Source organism: Myxococcus xanthus (genome assembly GCF_006402735.1).
GTDB lineage: Bacteria > Myxococcota > Myxococcia > Myxococcales > Myxococcaceae > Myxococcus > Myxococcus xanthus_A.
Map to the genome: position 1 here is coordinate 4,167,175 of NZ_CP017174.1, position 20,224 is coordinate 4,187,398.

Consider the following 20,224-nt stretch of genomic DNA (forward strand, 5'->3'; position numbering starts at 1 on the left):
GTTGAGCCGCCGGGGATGCCGGCCGCGTCGTTTCGTGCACTCGCGGGTGCCGGCCGTTATTCCGCGCCCGGCCGTTGGCTCCGATAAGTCGTTCCGCGTGAGCCCGTGGCCAAACTCCTTGACGTCTCGGGGCGGGTTCTCGACTATCCCGCGCCGATTCTTACACGGTCACACCTTCTCAGGAGCACATCCATGGCGCCCCCGTCATCCGGAGAAAAGATCTCCCTGCAGAGCGGCAAGCTGTCCGTCCCGGACAACCCGATCATCCCCTTCATCGAGGGCGACGGCACCGGCCGCGATATCTGGCGTGCGTCCCAGGCGGTGTTCGACGCCGCGGTGGAGAAGGCCTACAAGGGCAAGAAGAAGATCGCCTGGTACGAAGTCCTGGCCGGCGAGAAGTCCTTCAAGGCGGTCAACAGCTGGCTGCCCGACGAGACGGTCGAGGCGTTCCGCACCTATCTGGTGGGCATCAAGGGCCCCCTGACGACGCCGGTGGGCGGCGGCATCCGGTCGCTGAACGTGGCCCTGCGGCAGATGCTGGACCTGTACGTCTGCCTGCGCCCCGTGCGCTACTTCAAGGGCGTGCCCAGCCCGGTGAAGACGCCGGACAAGGTCGACATGACCATCTTCCGTGAGAACACGGAAGACATCTACGCGGGTATCGAGTTCGAGGCCGGCACGGCCGCCGCGGAGAAGTTCCTGGGCATCCTGAAGCAGGAGTTCCCGAAGGAGTTCGGGAAGATCCGCTTCCCGTCCGACGTGGGCCTGGGCGTCAAGCCGGTGTCCCACGAGGGCAGCGACCGGCTGATCCGCGCCGCCATCCAGTACGCCGTGGACCACAAGCGCAAGAGCGTCACGCTGGTCCACAAGGGCAACATCATGAAGTTCACCGAGGGCGCCTTCCGCAAGTGGGGCTACGAGCTGGCCGCCCGGGAGTTCGGTGACAAGGTCTACACCTGGGACCAGTGGGAGGCCACCAAGGCCGCCAAGGGCGAGGACGCCGCCAACGCGGAGCAGAAGGCCGCGCTGGCCGCCGGGAAGATCCTGATCAAGGACTCCATCGCGGACATCACCCTGCAGCAGGTCCTCACCCGTCCGGACGAGTTCGACGTCATCGCCACGCTGAACCTCAACGGCGACTACCTGTCGGACGCGCTGGCCGCGCAGGTGGGCGGCATCGGCATCGCGCCGGGCGGCAACATCAACTACGTCACGGGCCACGCGGTGTTCGAGGCCACGCACGGCACTGCGCCCAAGTACGCGGATCAGGACAAGGTGAACCCGGGCTCGGTCATCCTCTCCGGTGAGATGATGTTCCGGCACCTGGGCTGGCACGAGGCGGCCGACCTGATGATCCAGGGCATGGACCGAGCCATCGCCAGCAAGACGGTCACCTACGACTTCGCCCGCCTGATGAAGCAGGAAGGGCAGAGCGGCGTGTCCGAGGTCAAGTGCTCCGAGTTCGGGCAGGCCATCATCAAGAACATGTAGTCCCCCCTCTGGGGACCAAGGAGAGGCGAATCCATGGCTCAGAATGGCAAGAAGAAGATCGGCCTCATCGGTGGCGGCCAGATCGGTGGCAACCTGGCGCTGCTCGCCGTGCAGAAGTCGCTCGGTGACGTGGTGCTGTACGACATCCCGGCGGCCGAGGGTCTGGTCAAGGGCAAGGCGCTGGACATCAACCAGCTGGCCGCGGTCGACGGTTACGACTGCCGCGTGAAGGGCACCACGGACTGGAAGGACGTGGCCGGCTCGGACGTGATCATCATCACGGCCGGCATGCCCCGCAAGCCGGGCATGTCCCGCGAGGATCTGCTCGAGATCAACCTGAAGATCATGACGGACGTGGCGGGCAACATCAAGCAGCACGCCCCCAACGCCTTCGTCATCAACGTGGCCAACCCGCTGGACGCGATGGTGTTCGCGCTCCACAAGATCGCCGGTCTGCCCAAGCACATGGTCGCGGGCATGGCGGGCGTGCTGGACACCAGCCGCTTCAAGTGCTTCGTCGCCGAGGCGCTCGGCTGCTCCATCCGCGACGTGGAGGCCCTGGTGCTGGGCGGCCACGGCGACGACATGGTCCCGCTCGTCCGCCACAGCACGGTGGGCGGCGTGCCCCTGACGGAGCTGATCGCCAAGGACAAGCTGGACGCCATCATCAAGCGCACCCGTGAGGGCGGCGCGGAGCTGGTGGGCCTGTACAAGACGGGCAGCGCCTACTTCGGCCCCGCGGCGTCCGCCATCGCCATGGCGGAGAGCTTCCTGCAGGACCGCAAGCGCGTGCTGCCGGCCGCCGCCCTGCTGGAGGGCCAGTACGGCATCAACGGCTACTTCTTCGGCGTCCCCGTGCAGATCGGCGCGGGCGGCGTGGAGAAGATCCACACCGTCGAGCTGAACGACAGTGAGAAGGCCGAGCTGGAGAAGTCCTTCCAGTCGGTCAAGAAGACGGTCGACTCCGTCAAGCTGTAGTCGCTGGACAGTCACATGCGGCCCGCTGGGGAAACCCGGCGGGCCCTGTGCCTGATGCTGTGGATGACGCGGGCTAATTGCCCCGGACGCCATCATTGCAGCGCGTTTTCACCAAGTTAACTAGCCTGTAGAACTCGCACGGGACGTCTGGGCCCTGGCGCGCCACCTGGCGGGCCGGCTCAACCGAGCAGTGTCCGGCGTCCGGCAGTCAAGGAGACGATGATGGCAGCAGCAGCGCGGTTCACGGTGGTGGGCGGCGGTCTCGCCGGGCTGATGACGACGATCAAGCTCGCTGAGGCGGGCCACCAGGTGGATGTGCTCTCGCTCGTCCCGGTGAAGCGTTCCCACTCCGTCTGTGCCCAGGGTGGCATCAACGGCGCGGTGAACACCAAGGGCGAAGGTGACCACCCGGACATCCACGTGAAGGACACGCTGCGAGGCGGCGACTTCCTCGCGGAGCAGGTCTCCGTGAAGGGCATGTGTCACGCGGCGCCCGGCATCATCTACCTGTTGGACCGTATGGGCGTGACGTTCAACCGCACGCCGGAAGGTCTGCTGGACTTCCGCCGCTTCGGCGGCACGCTTCACCACCGCACGGCATTCGCCGGCGCCACCACCGGCCAGCAGCTGCTGTACGCGCTGGACGAGCAGGTCCGCCGCTACGAGGCCGAGGGCAAGGTCACCAAGTACGAGTACTGGGAGTGGCTCGGCACGGTGAAGGACGACAGCGGGCGCTGCATTGGCAGCGTGGCCGTCGACCTGCGCACCATGGAGATCCGTACCTTCCCGGCCGAGGCCGTCTGCCTGGCCACGGGTGGTCCGGGCATCGTCTTCGGACGCTCCACCAACTCCATCATCAATACCGGCACCGCCGCGGGCCGCGCCTACATGGAGGGCGCGCACTACGCCAACGGTGAGTTCATCCAGGTGCACCCGACGTCGATTCCGGGCGAGGACAAGCTCCGCCTGATGAGCGAGTCGGTGCGCGGCGAGGGCGGCCGCGTCTGGGTGCCCCGCAAGAAGGGCGACACGCGGGCGCCTCAGCAGATCCCGGAGGCGGAGCGCTGGTACTTCCTGGAGGAGAAGTACCCCAAGTACAAGAACCTGGTGCCGCGCGACGTGGCCACCCGCGAGATCTTCATGGTCTGCCGCGAGCTGGGCATGGGCATCAACGGCCGGGACGGCGTGTACCTGGACGTCACGCACATCCCCGCGGCGGTGCTCGACGCCAAGATCAAGGGCGTCATGGAGATCTACGAGAAGTTCGTCGGTGACGACCCGCGCAAGGTGCCCATGGTCATCTTCCCGGGCATGCACTACTCCATGGGCGGCCTGTACGTGAACTTCGAGGCCGACTCGAAGACGCTGACGCCGGCCGAGGGCAGCCCCAAGAACCAGTCCACCACCATCCCCGGCCTCTACGCCGCGGGCGAGGCGGACTACGCCTTCCACGGCGCGAACCGCCTGGGCGCCAACTCGCTGCTGTCGTGCATCTACTCCGGCATGATCGGCGGCCCGGCCATGGCGTCCTTCGCCAAGAGCCAGGGCACCAGCGCCGCGGCGATGCCGGAGAAGCACTTCCAGGCCGCCAGGCAGTACTGGCAGGACCGCTTCGCCACCATGATCAAGATGAGTGGCGCGGAGAACCCGTACGGGCTCGCCAAGGAGCTGGGCGAGACCATGACGGAGAACTGCACCGTCGTGCGCTACAACGACCGTCTGAAGAAGACGATCGAGAAGATCCGCGAGCTCAAGGAGCGCTGGAAGAACGTCAACGTGCTGGACACGGGCAACGTGGCCAACCGCGCGCTGTCGTACACCAACCAGCTGTGGAACATGTTCGAGCTGGGCGAGGTCATCGCGACCAGCGCGTTGCTCCGCGACGAGAGCCGTGGCGCCCACTACAAGCCGGACTTCTCGCTGCCCGAACCGAAGACGAAGGACCCGACGCAGGACCCGGAGTGGATGAGCCTGTGGCGTGCGCGCCACGAGAAGTGGGCGAAGACGACCGTCGCGACGTACAGCGAGGCCGGCCCGAAGATCCACTACGAGGACATCCCCACGCCCGTGCTGGACCCCGAGCCGCGCTGGTACGCCTGAGACGGGAACCACTCAACCGATTTGGAAGTGAAGGGTCGAGCCACATGGACAATGCACAAGCATCCGCTGTCACCACCAAGACCATCACCTTCCGCATCTGGCGGCAGGATGATCCCGCGAAGCCAGGCCACTTCGATGAGTTCAAGGTTCCCTATGTGAAGGGCGCCAACGTCATCTCGTGCCTGATGGAGATCCAGCGCAACCCCGTCACCGTGGAGGGCAAGAAGGTGGCCCCGGTGATCTGGGACGCCGCATGTCTGGAGGAGATCTGCGGCAGCTGCGCCATGAACATCAACGGCCGCGTGCGCATGGCCTGCTCGGCGCTGATCGACAAGCTGGAGCAGCCGATCACGCTGGAGCCCATGAGCAAGTTCCCCGTGGTGCGTGACCTCACGGTGAACCGCGACCGCATGTTCGACGCGCTCAAGCGCATCAAGGGCTGGGTGCCCATCGACGGGACGCACAACCTGGGGCCGGGTCAGCGCCAGTCGCCCGTGGACCAGTCGGTGATGTACGTGCTGTCCACGTGCATCACCTGCGGAAGCTGCTTGGAGGCGTGCCCCCAGGTGACGCAGGAGAACGACTTCGTGGGCGCGGCGGCCATCAGCCAGGCCCGCCTGTTCAACATGAACCCCACGGGCAAGATGAACTCCGAGGAGCGCGTGCGCTCGCTCATGGGGCCCGGCGGCGTGCAGGACTGCGGCAAGGCGCAGAACTGCGTGAAGGTCTGCCCGAAGGAGATTCCGCTCGTCACGTCCATCGCGGTGATGAACCGCGAGGTGACCAAGCTCACCATCAAGGACATCTTCTTCCAGGACGAAGCCCCCAAGGCCCACGGCAGCGGTCCGGGGTAGGGCGCTCGCCCGCGGCTTCTAGGCTTTCTCTGGCTTCAAGCGGCCCCGGGCCGGCGTCCAACTGCGACGCCGGGCGGGGCCGCCGCCGTTTGGGTGTCCGTGGCTCGTTCCGTAGTGAAGGAAGCCTCATCTTCGCGGACATCCCTGGTTATCTGCCATGCACCCTGTCGGACGGTGCAGGTGTACCGGGGTCAAACGGTCTTGCACTCCGTCGTTTTCTGCGCAATGAGGGCCCGGCGCTGACGCCTCTATTCAGGCTGTCTCCCTCGTCTCCACCGGAGCCTCGATGAAGATCCACGAGTACCAGGGCAAGGAAATCTTCCGGAAGTACGGCGTGCCCACGCCGAAGGGCATCCTCGCTCTTTCCGCCAACGAAGCGGAGGCCGCCGCGAAGGAACTCGGCACTTCCGTGGTCGTCGTGAAGGCCCAGATCCACGCGGGTGGTCGCGGCAAGGGCGGCGGCGTGAAGCTGGCCAAGAGCCCCGCGGAAGCCAAGGAGCTGGCCAAGCAGATGCTTGGCATGAAGCTCAAGACCATCCAGACCGGGCCGGAAGGCCAGACGGTCCACAAGGTCTACATCGAAGAAGGTCTCGCCATTGGCCAGGAGCTGTACCTGGGCGTGACGCTGGACCGCGCCACCAGCCGCATCACCTTCATGGCCTCCCGCGAGGGCGGCGTGGAGATTGAGGAAGTGGCGGAGAAGCACCCGGAGAAGATCCTCCGCGAGTCGGTGGACCCGGCCGTGGGCTTCCAGGACTTCCAGGGCCGCAAGCTGGCCTTCGGGCTGGGCCTGTCGGGCCCCACGGTGAACAAGTTCGCGCAGTTCTGCTCGGCGCTGTACCGGATGTTCATCGACACGGACGCCTCGCTCGTGGAGATCAACCCGCTGGTCATCCTGAAGGATGGCGGCGTGGTGGCGCTCGACGCGAAGGTGACCTTCGACGAGAACGCGCTCTACCGGCACAAGGACCTGCTGGAGTACCGCGACCTGGCCGAAGAGGAGCCCCGTGAGATCCAGGCCAAGGAGTGGGACCTGGCCTACATCGCGCTGGATGGCAACATCGGCTGCATGGTGAACGGCGCGGGCCTGGCCATGGCCACCATGGACACCATCAAGCTGGTGGGCGGCAGCCCGGCCAACTTCCTGGACGTGGGCGGCGGCGCCAACAAGGAGAAGGTCACCGCGGCCTTCAAGCTCATCCTGGCGGACCCGGCCGTGAAGGCGGTGCTGGTCAACATCTTCGGCGGCATCATGAAGTGCGACGTCATCGCCGAGGGCATCATCGCCGCGGCGAAGGAGGTCCAGCTCAAGGTTCCGCTCGTGGTGCGGCTGGAAGGCACCAACGTGGAGAAGGGCAAGGAGCTGCTGAGCAACTCCGGCCTCGCCATCACCCCGGCGGACAACCTGCGTCAGGCGGCGGAGAAGGCCGTCGCCGCGGTGAAGTAATCCCGCGCACTCTTTCCTGAAAGAACGCCATGGCCATCCTCGTCAACGAAAACACGAAGGTCCTCTGCCAGGGCATCACCGGCTCGGCGGGTTCGTTCCACGCGAAGCAGATGCTCGAGTACGGCACGAAGCTCGTCGCCGGTGTGACTCCGGGCAAGGGCGGCACCACGTTCGAGGGCAAGGTCCCCGTGTTCAACACGGTGGCCGAGGCGGTGAAGGCGACGGGCGCGAACACGTCCGTGGTCTTCGTGCCGCCCCCCTTCGCCGCTGACTCCATCATGGAGGCCGCTGACGCGGGCGTGTCCCTCATCATCACCATCACCGAGGGCATCCCCGTCAACGACATGGTGCGCGCCAAGCGCTACCTGCAGGGCAAGCCGGGCGTCCGGCTGGTGGGCCCCAACTGTCCGGGCGTCATCACCCCCGGCGCGCTGTGCAAGATCGGCATCATGCCGGGCCACATCCACAAGCCGGGCCGCATCGGCGTGGTGTCCCGCTCCGGCACGCTGACCTACGAGGCCGTGCACCAGCTCACCCAGCTGGGCCTGGGCCAGTCCACCGCCGTGGGCATCGGCGGTGACCCGGTCAACGGCACGGACTTCGTGGACGTGCTGAAGCTCTTCAACGCGGACCCGGACACCGACGCCGTCATCATGATTGGCGAAATCGGCGGTGACGCCGAGGAGCAGGGCGCCGAGTACGTCGCGCGCGAGTTCACCAAGCCCATCGCCGGGTTCATCGCGGGCCAGTCCGCGCCCCCGGGCAAGCGCATGGGCCACGCCGGCGCCATCATCTCCGGCGGCAAGGGCACTGCGACCGAGAAGATCAAGGCCATGGAGGCCGCGGGCATCCTGATGGCCGCCAGCCCCGCCGAGCTGGGCACCACCCTTCAGGAGGCCCTCAAGCGGGGCGCTCCGAAGAAGCGCTAAACCCCAACGAAAACACGAGAAGGAGCCAGTCACATGGCGATTGAGCGTACGCTGTCCATCATCAAGCCGGACGGCCTGGAGAAGGGCGTCATCGGGAAGATCATCAGCCGCTTCGAGGAGAAGGGGCTGAAGCCGGTCGCCATCCGCCTGCAGCAGCTGTCCCAGGCTCAGGCCGAGGGCTTCTACGCGGTCCACAAGGCCCGGCCCTTCTTCAAGGACCTGGTGCAGTTCATGATCTCCGGCCCGGTGGTCCTGATGGTGCTGGAAGGTGAGAACGCGGTCCTGGGCAACCGGGACATCATGGGCGCCACCAACCCCGCGCAGGCGGCCGAGGGCACCATCCGCAAGGACTTCGCCACCAGCATCGACAAGAACACGGTGCACGGCTCCGACAGCCTGGAGAACGCGAAGATTGAGATCGCGTACTTCTTCCGGGAGACGGAGATCCACGCCTACCCGTACCAGAAGTAGCCGGCCGGCCCCCTGGCGGGGCCGCTGTCCCTGGCCCGGTGTCCGCGCTTCAGAAGGCGCGGGCCCGGGCCGCTGTTCTTTCAGGAGACGAACCGGGTAGTGTCCACGAGGCGGGCAGGGGAGCATGGGCTCCTTTGACTTGCCGTGCCCAGGTGTGGGAAGGGACGCCCCTGGGCCCACCGTTAAGCGCAACGACGATGTCAGAGACCTCCGCCACCTCCCTGCCAGTCACCGAGCCGCTGCCGGCTCCCGCGCCCGCCAAGCTGGTGGACGTTGCCAGTCTGTCGTTGGAGGCGCTGTCGCGCTTCGTCACCGAGGAGCTGGGTGAGCGCGCCTTCCGTGCCCCGCAGCTCTACCGCTGGCTGCACCAGCGCGGCGCCACCTCGTTCGACGAGATGACGGACCTCTCCAAGGTCCTTCGCGAGAAGCTCAAGGCGCGGTCGGAGATCATCCCCCTGGTGAAGGACTGCGAGCTGCGCAGTATCGACGGCACCATCAAGTACCGGTGGAAGACGCGGGACGGGCGCTTCATCGAATCCGTCTACATGCCCACCGAGGACCGCCGGACGTTGTGCGTGTCCACGCAGGTGGGCTGCGCCATGGCCTGCGGCTTCTGCATGACGGGCACCATGGGGCTCAAGCGCAACCTGACCCCCAGCGAGATTGTGGCCCAGGTCCACGCGGTGAACCGCGAGGTCCGCAAGAACGAGGGCCACGAGACGCTGCGCCCGCTCTCCAACCTGGTGTTCATGGGGATGGGGGAGCCGCTGCACAACTTCGAGAACCTCAAGACGGCGCTCTCCATCCTCCAGTCCGAGGACGGGCCGAACTTCAGTCACCGGCACATCACTGTCTCCACCGTGGGGCTGGTGCCGATGATTGAGCGCTTCGGCAAGGAGACGGACGTCAAGCTGGCCATCTCCCTCAACGCCAGCACCGACGAGCAGCGCAGCAAGACGATGCCCGTCAACCGCAAGTGGAACATCGCGGCCCTGTTGGACGCCTGCCGGAAGTTCCCGCTGCGTCAGGGCCGCCGCATCACCTTCGAGTACGTCCTCATCAAGGGCTTCAACGACGCGGACGAGGACGCGCACCGGCTCATCGAGCTGCTCAAGGGCATCCCGGTGAAGGTGAACTTGATCCCCTACAACGAGAATCCCGGTTTGGGGTTCCACACCACTGGCGAGGAGCGGGCGGAGGAATTCCGCGCGATCCTCGCGGACGGCCATGTCGCCGCCTACATCCGCAGGAACCGGGGCCGGGACATCGCCGGCGCCTGCGGGCAGCTCGCCAATCGCGGCGAGACACAAGCCGGGGCCGACAGTACGACATAAGGTCCCGAGCTTCCTTGACAATCCAGCGGGAGCGGCGTTAAGAGCGCCACCCCTTTCCTAAGACGTTTCCTGTTCGTTGGAGAGCATTCAATGGCCGTAGTCCTCCGTCTTGCCCGCGCGGGCGTCAAGAAGAAGCCGTACTACCACGTGGTCGCCACCGATTCCCGCAACCCCCGGGACGGCAAGTTCATCGAGGCCGTGGGCGCGTACGACCCGAACCAGGAGCCGCCGAAGGTGGAGTTCAACGAGGAGCGCCTCAACTACTGGCTGAAGACTGGCGCGACGCCGTCTGAGACCGTTGCGGACCTGATCAAGGTCGCCGGTAAGGCCAAGCCCGCTCCCGCGGTCTGAGCCACGCCCGAGTGGACGTGGAGCAGCTTCTCAACTATCTGGCGCGGGCCCTGGTCGATCATCCTGACCAGGTCAGCCTGCGCATTTCCGAGGCGGAAGGGGCCCGGCTCTTCGAGCTGAAGGTCTCCGCCGAGGACGTCGGCAAGGTCATCGGCCGTGACGGGCGCACCGTGAATGCCCTCCGGACGCTGCTCAATGCCGCCGCACAGAAGTCCGGGCAGAAGGTCCGCCTGGAGATTCTCGACGACCGGCGCAATGCAGCAGGCGCTCCGGTCGCGCCGGACTTCGCGCAGTGACGGCCACCAGTCTCTATCTGGAGTTGGGATACGTCGCGCGCGCTCACGGGCTGCGTGGCGAGGTCGCCATTCGCGCGTTGGATCCGGCGTCGGAGACGCTCGACACCGTCGATCGCATCTGGGTGCGGACGCGCGCCGGTGTGGAGCGGGAGATGCGGCTGGAGGCGCTCAGGCCCACGCCCAAGGAGGACATCGTGGTCCTCGAGGGCGTGGAGTCGCGGGAAGACGCGGAGGCGCTCGTGGGCGCCAAGGTGTTCGTCTTCCGCGAGGATCTGGAGCCGCCCGCGGAGGGCGAGTTCTTCCAGGGTGACCTGGTGGGGCTCGATGCCGTGGACGCCAACGGGAACGCGTTGGGCCGGGTGGAGGAGATCTGGGCCACCGGCGAGGTGCCCAACCTGGTCATTCGCGCTTCCGGGCGCGAGGAACTGGTGGTTCCCTTCGCCGACGAGTTCGTCCCCACCGTGGACATCGAAGCGCGGCGAATCGTCATCCGTCCGCCCGAGTACGTGGATGCGGGACGCAAGGGTGCCGAGTCGGGTGGAGGCCCGGAGGACGCGGAATGAGCCCACCGTATCCGGTGGAGATCCTCACGCTGTTCCCCGGCATGGTGACCGGTTACCTGGGGGCCAGCATCCTCGGGAAGGCTCAGGAGAAGGGCCTGCTGGCCACCACCGTCACCGATATCCGCGAGTACGCCGAGGGCAAGCACCGCGTCACCGACGACGCGCCCTACGGCGGTGGCGCCGGCATGGTGATGAAGCCGGAGCCCCTGGTCGCCGCGATCGAGGCGGCCAAGGCGCGGCATCCGGGCGCACGGGTGCTGCTCATGAGCCCCCGAGGGCCCACCTTCACCCAGACTACCGCGCGTGAGTTGGTCCGTCACGAGCCGGGGCTCATCCTGGTCTGCGGCCGCTACGAGGGCGTGGACGAGCGGGTGATGGCGCACCTCGACGGGGAGCTGTCCATGGGTGACTTCGTCCTCACCGGCGGCGAGCTGGCGGCCATGACGGTGGTGGACGCGGTGGCGCGGCTGGTGCCCGGGGTGCTGGGCAACGTGGACTCGTCCGTCACGGAGAGCTTCGAGGAAGGTCTGCTGGAGCATCCCCAGTACACCCGCCCGCCTGTCTTCCGGGGCGTCGAGGTGCCGGCCGCCCTCCAGTCCGGAGACCATGCGCGGATTGCCCGCTGGCGGCGCTGGAAGTCGTTGGTGCTCACCCATGCGCGTCGCCCGGACCTGTATGCCCGCGTGGCGTTGTCGAAGGCCGACCAGAAACTTCTGGCCCGGCGGGAGGAAGAGCTGTAACCCTGAGCGTTGCTAGCGGGTTGGATCATCAGGGCTTGTCCGACACCGCTCTCTCTGTTAGTACGGCCCGCTCTTCACGCGACCATCGCGTCAGTTCAAGTTTTTCCGGAGTTTGTCATGCGCAACGCCGCCATTCAGCACATCGAGGCCAAGTTCCTGCGCCAGGATGTCACCGTGTTCAATACCGGTGATTCCGTGCGCGTCCACTGGAAGGTCAAGGAGGGCGAGAAGGAGCGCGTGCAGGCGTTCGAGGGCATCGTCATCCGGAAGACCAAGGGCGCCCACCGCGCTACCTTCACGGTGCGCAAGCTCTCCTTCGGCGTCGGCGTGGAGCGCGTGTTCCCGCTGCACAGCCCCCGCTACGAGAAGATCGAGGTCCTGTCGCGCGGTGACGTGAACCGCAAGCGCCTGTTCTACCTCCGTGACCTCAAGGGCAAGGCGGCGCGCGTCGACGTCATCGAAGAGCCGAAGCCCGCCAAGAAGGCCGCCTCGGCCTCCTGAGCGCTTTCAGCGTCTCGGCAGTGAAAAGGAGCGTCCGATCCCGGACGCTCCTTTTTTCATTCGCGCTAACATGCGCGGGCCATGCAATTCGCTGAAGTCGCCGTCCAGAACGTCCGCGGTTTCTCCCCCGCGGGGCGCTTTGCCCTGAAGGCGGGATACCTCGTCCTCAAACCGCCCTCGGCGGAGTCGAGCCCCCTGGCGGGCCTTTCCCTCGCGCTGCTCTTCGCGGACGGGCGCGGCAGTGATGCCAGCTTCATCGCTTCCGGTGCGAAGTCTGGCAAGGCGGCCCTGACGTTCGTCGGAGTGGATGGGGTGACGTACCGCGTGCTGCGCGACCTCGGCGGCTCCGGGACGTTGCACCGGATGAATCCCACGACACAGCAGCCGGAGCTCGTCTCGTCGGATGCGTCGGAGATCAGCCAGTTCCTTCGCGGACAGGCGGGACTTCCACCGAAGACCACGTTCGAGCAGGTGTACTGCCTTCAGTCCGCGCAGCTTCCCTCGCGACGCCCGAGGAAGTCCGCTGCCGCCGCGGCGAAGGTGGACCCCAAGACGTCCGGCAGGTACCCGTCGCTGGCGTCCGCGTCCACGGTGTTGCCCGCGGAGGACATCCCCGCCGCCGAGGCGAAGCTGCGCGCGCTGGAGCAGGAGCTGAGCGCCTCCACGGAGGTGGACAGCCTTCAGTTCAAGGCGGATGGCGTGGCCTCCCAGATCTTCGACGCCGAGCAGCGGCTGAAGGGCACCGAGGGGCTCAAGGTGGCCATCGCCGAGGCCGAGGCCGCCTGGCGCGCGGCGCCGACACCCGAGTCCCTGGGGCTGCCCCAGGACATCGTGAATCGCCTGAAGCGCCACCCCAAGGTGATTGCCCGACGTGACGAGGCCCTGGCGCGCCTCAACGCGGACCGGGAGAACGAGGCGGAGGCGCGTCCCGCCTCGGTGCCACCCCTGACGCAGAACATGGGGTTCTGGGCCGGCCTGGGCGCGGGAGTGCTGTTCCTGGCGCTGGCCATGGGCCTGGGCTTCGGTGTGGACCGGACCTTCCGCTATCTGGCGCTGCTGGACATCCCGGCCTTCGGCGTCGCGGCCTTCCTGGCGCTGCGCTACGTGGATGACCTGCAGAAGGCCACGCGCCATGGCAGCAAGGAGAACCGCTTCGACATCCGGGAGAAGAAGATCCTCGAGGAGTACGAGGCGGAAGCCGCGCCGCTGCGCATGGCGCAGAAGGCGCTCGACGTGGAAGAGTTGGACGGCATCGCCCCGGCCCTGGAGCGCAAGGAGCTGCTGGGCGCGCGCGTCGCGGAGCTGAGGGACCAGTTGCATACGATGGAGTCGGATCCGGACTACCTCGCGGCGGCCGCCCAGGTGCAGTCGCTGAAGGCGGAGGCAGAGGCGCTCAACGAGGAGCTGACGCAGAAGGGCACGTACGTCCGCGACATGCGCGAGGTGGAGCGTGAGATGGGGCGGCTGAAGGAGTCCATTGCCCTGGCCAAGGCGCCCCCGCCACCAGCCGCGCCGGGCCCGGATGGCTCCGTGCCCGTGGAGACGCTGGAGGATCCGTCGCCCGTGCTGCTGTCCCAGGCGGCGGACGTGTTCACCACGGACATCCTGTCCGTGCAGGCGATGCTGAAGGAGCGGTGCGTCCAGTACCTCACCGCGCTCACGGACCGGCGGTACCAGGGCATTGAGTGGGACCGCGAGGGCAAGGCCTTTGCCCTGACGGCGGGCCGGCGGGTGCCGGTGGGCGAGCTCCCCGCGAAGGACTTGGACCTGTACTACCTGGCCCTGCGGCTGACGGTGGTGGAGAAGACGAGCGCCCGCGTGAAGCGTCCCTTCCTGTTGGAGGACGTCTTCACGGGGATGGAGGAGGTGAAGCTGCCCCTCATCGCCCGGATGCTGAAGCACCTGGGCACGCTGACGCAGGTGCTGCACGTCACCTCGCACCCGGGCTTCGCGCAGATGTCGGACGGCCCCGTTAACGTCTGAGGCGACGTGGCGGGTTGCCTCCAGTGGGAGGGCCGTCAGGGGAGGGGTGGATGCGACGGGCGGCGCCGGCTGAGCGGCGGGAGTACGGGAATGCGGGGGAGGAGGCGGCTGTGCGCTTCCTGGAGGCGCAGGGGTGGCGGGTGCGGCATCGCAACTGGACCTGCCGCTTCGGGGAACTGGACGTGGTCGCCGAACGTGACGACCTGGTGTGCTTCGTGGAAGTGCGGATGCGCTCCACGGCCACCTGGGGCGACCCCTCCCACAGCGTGTCTTTCGCCAAGCAGCGCCGGGTGGTGAAGGCGGCGCTTCGGTACCTGTTCGCGCATGACTTGCGTGGACGGATGCTCCGTTTCGACGTGATTTCGGTGGTGGGGCGCGGGGAGCGCGCCACCGTGGAGCACATCCCTGGCGCCTTCGACGCGGGGATGTGAGAGGACGACGCCATGGCTGGAACGCTCTATCTGGTGGCGACGCCCATCGGGAACCTGGGGGACGTCACGTCGCGCGCGTTGGACACCCTGCGCGCGGTGCGCTTCATCGCGTGTGAGGACACGCGGCACTCGCGGGTGCTGCTCGACCACTTCGGCATTGGCGGGAAGGACCTGGTGAGCCTGCCTGCCTTCGCGGAAGGGCAGCGCGCCGGACGCATCTTGGACCGGATAGGGGAAGGGGAGGACTGCGCGCTCGTGACCGACGCGGGCAGCCCCGCCATCAGCGACCCGGGCGAGAAGCTGGTATCCGAGGCGCTGGAGCGCGGATTGACGGTGGTGCCGGTGCCAGGCCCCACGGCGCTGGTCGCGGCGCTGAGCGCCTCTGGATTGCCCACGGGGCGCTTCCACTTCCTGGGCTTCCTCCCGCGCAAGGGCGCCGAGCGCCGGGCGATGCTGGAGGAAGTGGCGCAGCTGTCCGCCACCCTGGTGCTCTATGAGTCCCCACGCCGTCTGTCGGAGACGTTGCCCGACCTGCTCGACGCCTGGGGCGACCGGCGCGCGTGCGTGGCGCGGGAGCTGACGAAGCTGCACGAGGAGTTCGCTCGGGGCACCTTGTCCGAGCTGGCCGCGCGTTACGCGGCGGAAGAGCCCCGCGGCGAGGTGGTGGTGCTGGTGGAAGGCCGCACTGGCGAGACGCGTTGGTCCGAGGAGGAACTGCGCCGGGCCCTGGAGGAAGGGCTGTCTCGCGGCGAGAAGCTCAAGGCGCTGAGCACCGAGCTGGCCCGCCGCGCGGGCTGGGCCGGTCAGGACGTCTACCGGCTGGGGCTTTCGCTGAAGCGCTGAGTCCCTGGGTGGGCGCCGTCATCGGCGCCCACCGGGCCACTCATTAGAAGCTGAACGTGGCGCTCAGGTCGAAGCGGAACGTGGTGCTCTCCACCGCGCGGAAGCGGCGGGACACCAGGTCATAGCGCCAGTCGAAGTTGGGGTTGAGCTCGGGGGAGTTGAGCGCAAGGTCCACGGCGCCGTCGTTGTTCACGTCACGCCCCGGCTCCTCGGCCGTGATGGCGTGGTTGGTGTTGTAGAGGAACATGCCGGACGCGCGAATCTGGAAGGCCTTCGACGCGTTCGCGGTGACGCCCAGCATGCCACCCACCTGGAAGTAGTCCTCGGAGGTGAGCAGCTTGCGCAGGGCGGCGCTCAGCTCGTTGTAGTAGCGGCCGCTGCCCACGTAGTTGCCAATGCCTCGGACGTCCAGGGCGAAGCGCTGCGACTTCGCTGGCCGGTTGAAGGGCACCAGTTCCACGCCGAAGAGCATTCCCGCGGTGTGAGGGGCGTTGATGCCCGTCTCCTTGCGGTTCCACGGGCCCGTGAAGCAGTTGCCCGGGGCGCCCAGGTTGTCCGGGTTGGACTCGGCCTGGGCGCAGTTGGAGTAGGCGCCCGGACCGCGCACGGGGATGGTGTAGTGCGCCTTGAAGTACGGCTCTGCCGCACCGATGCGGCGCGAGAAGGCCGTGTAGAGCTGGTACTTGTGGACGCGGTCGCCGATGTTGCCGCGGTTGTCCGAATCGGTGGTGTCCGCGGCCGCGTCGCGCAGCTTCGCGGTGGGGGCCTCGTACTCCAGGCCGACAATCCAGGTGGGCTTCGTCTCGTCCTTCTCCTGGTTGAAGAAGGCGTAGGCCAGGCCGAAGCGCATGTTGCCCAGGCCGCCGCGGAAGCTCTCCTGCGGTACGTCGAACAGGGCGTTGCCCGGTGCCGAGCCCTCCAGACAGCCCGGGATGGCGGAGCCGTTGGCGTTCAGGCAGTTGTTGGTGATGGTGGACGTCTCGGGCGACGAGTTGGACGTGAAGTCCCAGCGCTCGTTCTGCGAGAAGACGACGGGCAGGGCGAAGGAGAACTCCAGGTCCCTGTAGAGGCCGACGGACAGCTCCAGGTTGAGCCGGGCGTCCACGCCCTTGTACCAGAGCTCCGACGCATCCACGCGGCCCCCCGGTTGCCCGGCGGGGGCCAACTGCTCGCGGATGATCTTCGCGCGGTTCTGCGTGCGCTCGAAGCCGACGTCGATGAAGAGGTCGAACGGGTCGTCCTCCTCAAGCGACGACGCAATCCGGGTGATGTCCGCCGCGGTGGCGGCGAACGGCGCGCCCAGCGTCAGCGCGGCAAGTACGACGCGAAGCCTGTGCATCCGACCTCCGACGGCAAATCTCCCCGGCCTTCCGGCAAGCCCGGGGGCTTCCAGCTAGCCGTGCCGTCGAAGGAGTGTCAAGAAACGGGTGGCTTTTACTTGCCGGCCACCACGGACGCGCTCAGCAACCCGTCCATCCGGCGCATCTCCGCCTCGAAACCCGACCGGTGCTGCGCGGCCAGTGAGCGGCGGTAGGTCTTGTGCTGGTCGTAGGGGTCCAGCACCCGGTCATCCTGCGTCATGAGCTGGTAGTGGAGGTGGGGGGCGAAGCTGCGGCCCGTGTTGCCGCTCTTGGCGATGACTTGCCCCACGGAGAACCGGGTGCCCGGCTTGACGCTCTTGTCCACCTCGTCCAGGTGGAGGAAGAGCGCGCGGCGACCCTTGCCGCCCGACTCCACCAGCTCGATGCAGTTGCCGTTGCTGCTGAAGTTCCAGTTCTTCCGCTTCACCACGCCGTTGAAGGGGGCCTTGATGGGCGTGCCCACCGGGGTGCGGAAGTCCACGCCCTTGTGCTTGCGGCCGTCGCGGAGCAGGGACGTCACCTGCTCGTAGTCGTCGATGGGGGAGCGCTCCAGCCTCAGCTCCAGCTCGTCGCCGCCGGACAGGTAGTACCGGGCATTGGGCTCGCCGCTGCCCTGGTAGCGGTACGCGCTCATCGTCTTGCCCAGCTTGGCGCTGGTGAAGCGCACCGCGTGCACCAGGGGCTCCTCATTGGTGCGGCGCTGGTAGAGCACCTCCAGCGTGTCACCGCGGAGGATTTCCCCGGGGACGGAGACCCACCACACCAGGGTGCGCGTCACCACCTGCGCCAGCGCCGGACCCACGTCCGAGCCAGCGGCGTTGACGAGCGCGGTCTCCAGGGGGCCGTTGATGCTCACCGACACGCGCTCCAGGCCGGCGGCCTTCACCGGGTCCGTGGCCACGGGTGCCGGCGTGGGCGCCGCGGCGACGGCGCCCGCATCGGGGACGGCGTTGGGCATCTGGGCCGCGGCCTCTTCCGTCGCCTGAACCATCCGCTGCTTCCACCACCACACGCCGCCGGCGGCACCGCCGAGGATGAGTGACACGGCGACCACCGTGCCGAAGGGACTGCGCTTCGGAGGGGCACCGAGGGTGGGAAGGTTCGGCCGCATACAAGCTCCCTGAGTTGGAATGGGTGGGCGGGCCCGGAACCGACGCGCGAGAAGCGGAATTCCGCCTCCTCGCGGTCTATTCGTCCGGGCCGTCTTCCTGCCCGTCTGGTGTGGTGTCGCGCAAGCCGAACTCCTTCATCTTCGTCTGGAGTGACTTGCGGCTGATTTGAAGCAGGCGAGCGGCCCGGGTGACATTGCCACCCGTCTCCTCGAGCTTCTTCACGATGAGGTCCCGCTCGAGCTCGGCGGCCTTCATCCGGACGATGTCCTTCAGGCCGACTTCCCCCGTGGGAACGTCGATGGAGGCCACCGCGCTGGCTAGGTTGGCGCCCGCCTGGACGCTCGTTCCCTGGCGGACCGGCTCCGGCAGGTCGCGGGCGGTGATGAGGGGCCCGTCTGCGAACAGGAGCACGCGCTCGATGAGATTCTCCAGCTCGCGGATGTTGCCCGGCCACGCGTAGCCCTGGAGCAGGGCCATGGCGTCGTCGGCGATGCCTTCAATCTTCTTGTTGAGGCGCCGGTTGTACTTCTCCACGAAGTGCCGGGCGAGCATGGGGATGTCGCTGCGGCGCTCACGCAGGGCGGGCAGGGAGATGGGGACCACCGCCAGGCGGTAGTAGAGGTCCTTGCGGAAGCGGCCGGCTTCAATCTCCGCCTGGAGGTCGCGGTTGGTGGCGGCCACGAGCCGCACGTCCACGCGCGTCGTCTTGATTCCGCCCACGCGCTCGAACTCGCCCTCCTGGAGCGCGCGCAGCAGCTTCACCTGCATCTCCACCGGAATCTCGCCGATCTCGTCCAGGAAGAGGGTGCCCTCGTCGGCAAGCTCGAAGCGGCCGGGCTTGGACGTGACGGCGCCGGTGAAGGCCCCGCGCTCGTAGCCGAAGAGCTCGCTCTCCAGCAGCGTGTGGGGAATGGCGGCGCAGTTGATCTTGATGAACGGCTTGTCGCGGCGGCTGGAGGCCCCGTGCAACGCGGTGGCGATGAGCTCCTTGCCGGTGCCGCTCTCTCCGGTGATGAGCACCGTGGACGGCGTGTCCGCCACCTTGTCGATGATCTTGTAGACCTCTTGGATCGTCGACGAGTCGCCGATGATGGCTGCGCGCGCTTTCACGTCCGGGCGCACGGAGCGGCGGGCGCTCTCGTTCGTCTTCGCGGCCTTGGCGACGACGGAGGACAACTCCGCCTGATCGAAGGGCTTGGTGATGTAGTCGAACGCGCCCGCCTTGATGGCGTCCACGGCGGAGTCCACCGTGCCATGCGCGGTGATGATGATGACGGGGACGTCCGGGTTGGCGGCGCGGATGGTGCCGAGCACCTCCATGCCGCCCACCTTGGGCATCACCAGGTCCGTCACCACGATGTCCGCGCCGTTCTTGTGGAACTCGGCGAGCCCTTGCTCGCCGTTCTCCGCCACGGTGACGTCAAAGCCGTCCCGGCGCAGCATCGTGGCGAGCACCTTGCGGAGGTTCGCCTCGTCGTCGATGACCAGGACCTTGGCCATGGTGGAAGTCGTGACCGCGGGCGATCGGAACTAGCGACGTTCCGTGGCGCCGGCGCCCTCCAGGGTGCAGATGGCGTCCGGGTGCTTGATGCGCAGCAGCAGCGCCTCCAGCACGCGGAACGGGTGGTTCATCCGCGACGCGCCCAGGTACGCCGCCACCATGTCCATGGACACAGCGAGGTCCATGTTCTCCCGGCCGGTGGACACCACCACGCCGGAGTCCCCGCGCAGGCGGTTGGACTGGTAGACGCCGTCCGACGCGAGCTGGCGGATGGTCTCAATCTCCAGCACGCCCGTCTTCTCGTAGATGCGGTGCAGCTGCGAGTACAGCCGCGGCGACAGGACGACGGCGTAGGGGCCGAAGTGGCCCTGCTCATTGAGCTTGCGCGTGGCCTCGACGATGGCCTGGAACCCACCACCCGGCGACGTCCAGTCACCCAGCGGCACCGTGAGCCGGCCGTTGGCCGTCATCAGGCCTTCGTAGCCCAGCCGCGCGTCACCGTAGAAGATGAGCTCGTCTTCCTGCTGCGCGCACAGCGCGGCGGCGCCGGCGGCGGCCGACACGTCCAGCGGCATGTTGTGCGTGCGCGCGGCCTCGATGTCGCGCCAGTGCAGCAGGAAGTCCTTGTAGATGATGGGGATGGTCTTGAACTTGCGAGCATCGGTGAAGACCATCGCGGTCTCCTGCTCGCCGACGATGTCCACGGCGCCGGGCGACACGCCCTGGAACTCGTCGTAGGGCACCGTCTGCACCCCGGCGCCCAGCGGCCCGTAGATGTCCAGGATGCGCCTGCCCACCAGCGAACGCCGGGCGACCTGGATGACAGTCTCGTTCAGACGCGCCCACTCCTCTTCGCGGAGCGGGTTCTCGGCATGTCCAAGGAAGTCAGGCATGAAATGGGGCTCCAGAGGCATCGACTAGAGAAGGGGGAAGAAAGC

General features: G+C 67.4%; 20 protein-coding genes. 16 read left to right on the forward strand and 4 right to left on the reverse strand.

Features of this window, described 5'->3' with window-relative positions:
* Window positions 1-192 precede the first annotated feature (192 nt).
* From icd to rsmI, 16 genes are all read left to right on the forward strand, one after another.
* On the forward strand, window positions 193-1,491 hold the full coding sequence (gene icd, locus BHS09_RS17755) for an NADP-dependent isocitrate dehydrogenase (RefSeq protein ID WP_140791549.1): 1,299 nt from the start codon (window positions 193-195) through the stop codon (window positions 1,489-1,491).
* A 33-nt stretch (window positions 1,492-1,524) separates the two neighbouring features.
* On the forward strand, window positions 1,525-2,469 hold the full coding sequence (mdh, locus tag BHS09_RS17760) for a malate dehydrogenase (RefSeq protein ID WP_140791551.1): 945 nt from the start codon (window positions 1,525-1,527) through the stop codon (window positions 2,467-2,469).
* Between the two features lie 222 nt (window positions 2,470-2,691).
* Window positions 2,692-4,569 carry a succinate dehydrogenase flavoprotein subunit gene (sdhA, locus tag BHS09_RS17765; RefSeq protein WP_140800704.1) on the forward strand — a complete coding sequence of 626 codons (1,878 nt, stop codon included), beginning with the start codon at window positions 2,692-2,694 and terminating at the stop codon, window positions 4,567-4,569.
* Between the two features lie 44 nt (window positions 4,570-4,613).
* The gene (gene sdhB / locus BHS09_RS17770) at window positions 4,614-5,423 is read left to right on the forward strand and encodes a succinate dehydrogenase iron-sulfur subunit (protein ID WP_140791553.1); all 810 of its coding nucleotides are present in this window, start codon (window positions 4,614-4,616) and stop codon (window positions 5,421-5,423) included.
* Window positions 5,424-5,709: 286 nt separating this feature from the next.
* A complete protein-coding gene (gene sucC, locus BHS09_RS17775) occupies window positions 5,710-6,870 on the forward strand; it encodes an ADP-forming succinate--CoA ligase subunit beta (protein WP_140791555.1) in 1,161 nt (386 codons plus the stop codon).
* A 29-nt stretch (window positions 6,871-6,899) separates the two neighbouring features.
* Entirely contained in the window at window positions 6,900-7,799 is a 900-nt protein-coding gene (sucD, locus tag BHS09_RS17780; RefSeq protein WP_140791556.1) for a succinate--CoA ligase subunit alpha, read from the forward strand.
* A 33-nt stretch (window positions 7,800-7,832) separates the two neighbouring features.
* A complete protein-coding gene (gene ndk / locus BHS09_RS17785) occupies window positions 7,833-8,270 on the forward strand; it encodes a nucleoside-diphosphate kinase (RefSeq protein ID WP_140791557.1) in 438 nt (145 codons plus the stop codon).
* Between the two features lie 197 nt (window positions 8,271-8,467).
* Window positions 8,468-9,604 carry a dual-specificity RNA methyltransferase RlmN gene (gene rlmN / locus BHS09_RS17790; protein ID WP_140791559.1) on the forward strand — a complete coding sequence of 379 codons (1,137 nt, stop codon included), beginning with the start codon at window positions 8,468-8,470 and terminating at the stop codon, window positions 9,602-9,604.
* A 90-nt stretch (window positions 9,605-9,694) separates the two neighbouring features.
* Window positions 9,695-9,955, forward strand: a complete 261-nt coding sequence (gene rpsP, locus BHS09_RS17795) for a 30S ribosomal protein S16 (protein WP_011553574.1) — start codon at window positions 9,695-9,697, stop codon at window positions 9,953-9,955.
* 11 nt (window positions 9,956-9,966) lie between these two features.
* The gene (locus BHS09_RS17800) at window positions 9,967-10,251 is read left to right on the forward strand and encodes a KH domain-containing protein (protein ID WP_140798424.1); all 285 of its coding nucleotides are present in this window, start codon (window positions 9,967-9,969) and stop codon (window positions 10,249-10,251) included.
* On the forward strand, window positions 10,248-10,814 hold the full coding sequence (gene rimM / locus BHS09_RS17805) for a ribosome maturation factor RimM (RefSeq protein WP_140798425.1): 567 nt from the start codon (window positions 10,248-10,250) through the stop codon (window positions 10,812-10,814). Before BHS09_RS17800 ends, rimM begins: the two co-directional genes overlap by 4 nt.
* Window positions 10,811-11,554, forward strand: a complete 744-nt coding sequence (trmD, locus tag BHS09_RS17810; protein WP_140798426.1) for a tRNA (guanosine(37)-N1)-methyltransferase TrmD — start codon at window positions 10,811-10,813, stop codon at window positions 11,552-11,554. Before rimM ends, trmD begins: the two co-directional genes overlap by 4 nt.
* A 117-nt stretch (window positions 11,555-11,671) precedes the next feature.
* Window positions 11,672-12,055, forward strand: a complete 384-nt coding sequence (rplS, locus tag BHS09_RS17815) for a 50S ribosomal protein L19 (protein WP_140791565.1) — start codon at window positions 11,672-11,674, stop codon at window positions 12,053-12,055.
* Between the two features lie 81 nt (window positions 12,056-12,136).
* Complete coding sequence (locus tag BHS09_RS17820; protein ID WP_140791567.1) at window positions 12,137-14,038, forward strand: ATP-binding protein; 1,902 nt, start codon at window positions 12,137-12,139, stop codon at window positions 14,036-14,038.
* A gap of 50 nt (window positions 14,039-14,088) precedes the next feature.
* A complete protein-coding gene (locus BHS09_RS17825; protein WP_140791569.1) occupies window positions 14,089-14,469 on the forward strand; it encodes a YraN family protein in 381 nt (126 codons plus the stop codon).
* 12 nt (window positions 14,470-14,481) lie between these two features.
* Window positions 14,482-15,312 (forward strand): 16S rRNA (cytidine(1402)-2'-O)-methyltransferase, encoded by an 831-nt coding sequence (gene rsmI / locus BHS09_RS17830; RefSeq protein WP_140791570.1) that lies wholly within the window; start codon window positions 14,482-14,484, stop codon window positions 15,310-15,312.
* Window positions 15,313-15,355: 43 nt separating this feature from the next.
* Here rsmI and BHS09_RS17835 read toward each other — a convergent pair whose 3' ends face one another.
* From BHS09_RS17835 to encA, 4 genes are all read right to left on the reverse strand, one after another.
* Window positions 15,356-16,651, reverse strand: a complete 1,296-nt coding sequence (locus tag BHS09_RS17835) for a hypothetical protein (protein ID WP_140791572.1) — start codon at window positions 16,649-16,651, stop codon at window positions 15,356-15,358.
* A gap of 95 nt (window positions 16,652-16,746) precedes the next feature.
* Window positions 16,747-17,784 (reverse strand): peptidoglycan DD-metalloendopeptidase family protein, encoded by a 1,038-nt coding sequence (locus tag BHS09_RS17840; protein WP_174258811.1) that lies wholly within the window; start codon window positions 17,782-17,784, stop codon window positions 16,747-16,749.
* Between the two features lie 76 nt (window positions 17,785-17,860).
* Window positions 17,861-19,285: a sigma-54-dependent transcriptional regulator gene (locus BHS09_RS17845; protein ID WP_140791574.1), complete on the reverse strand. Its 1,425-nt coding sequence runs from the start codon at window positions 19,283-19,285 to the stop codon at window positions 17,861-17,863.
* Window positions 19,286-19,315: 30 nt separating this feature from the next.
* Entirely contained in the window at window positions 19,316-20,179 is an 864-nt protein-coding gene (encA, locus tag BHS09_RS17850) for an encapsulin nanocompartment shell protein EncA (protein WP_140791576.1), read from the reverse strand.
* Window positions 20,180-20,224 lie beyond the last annotated feature (45 nt).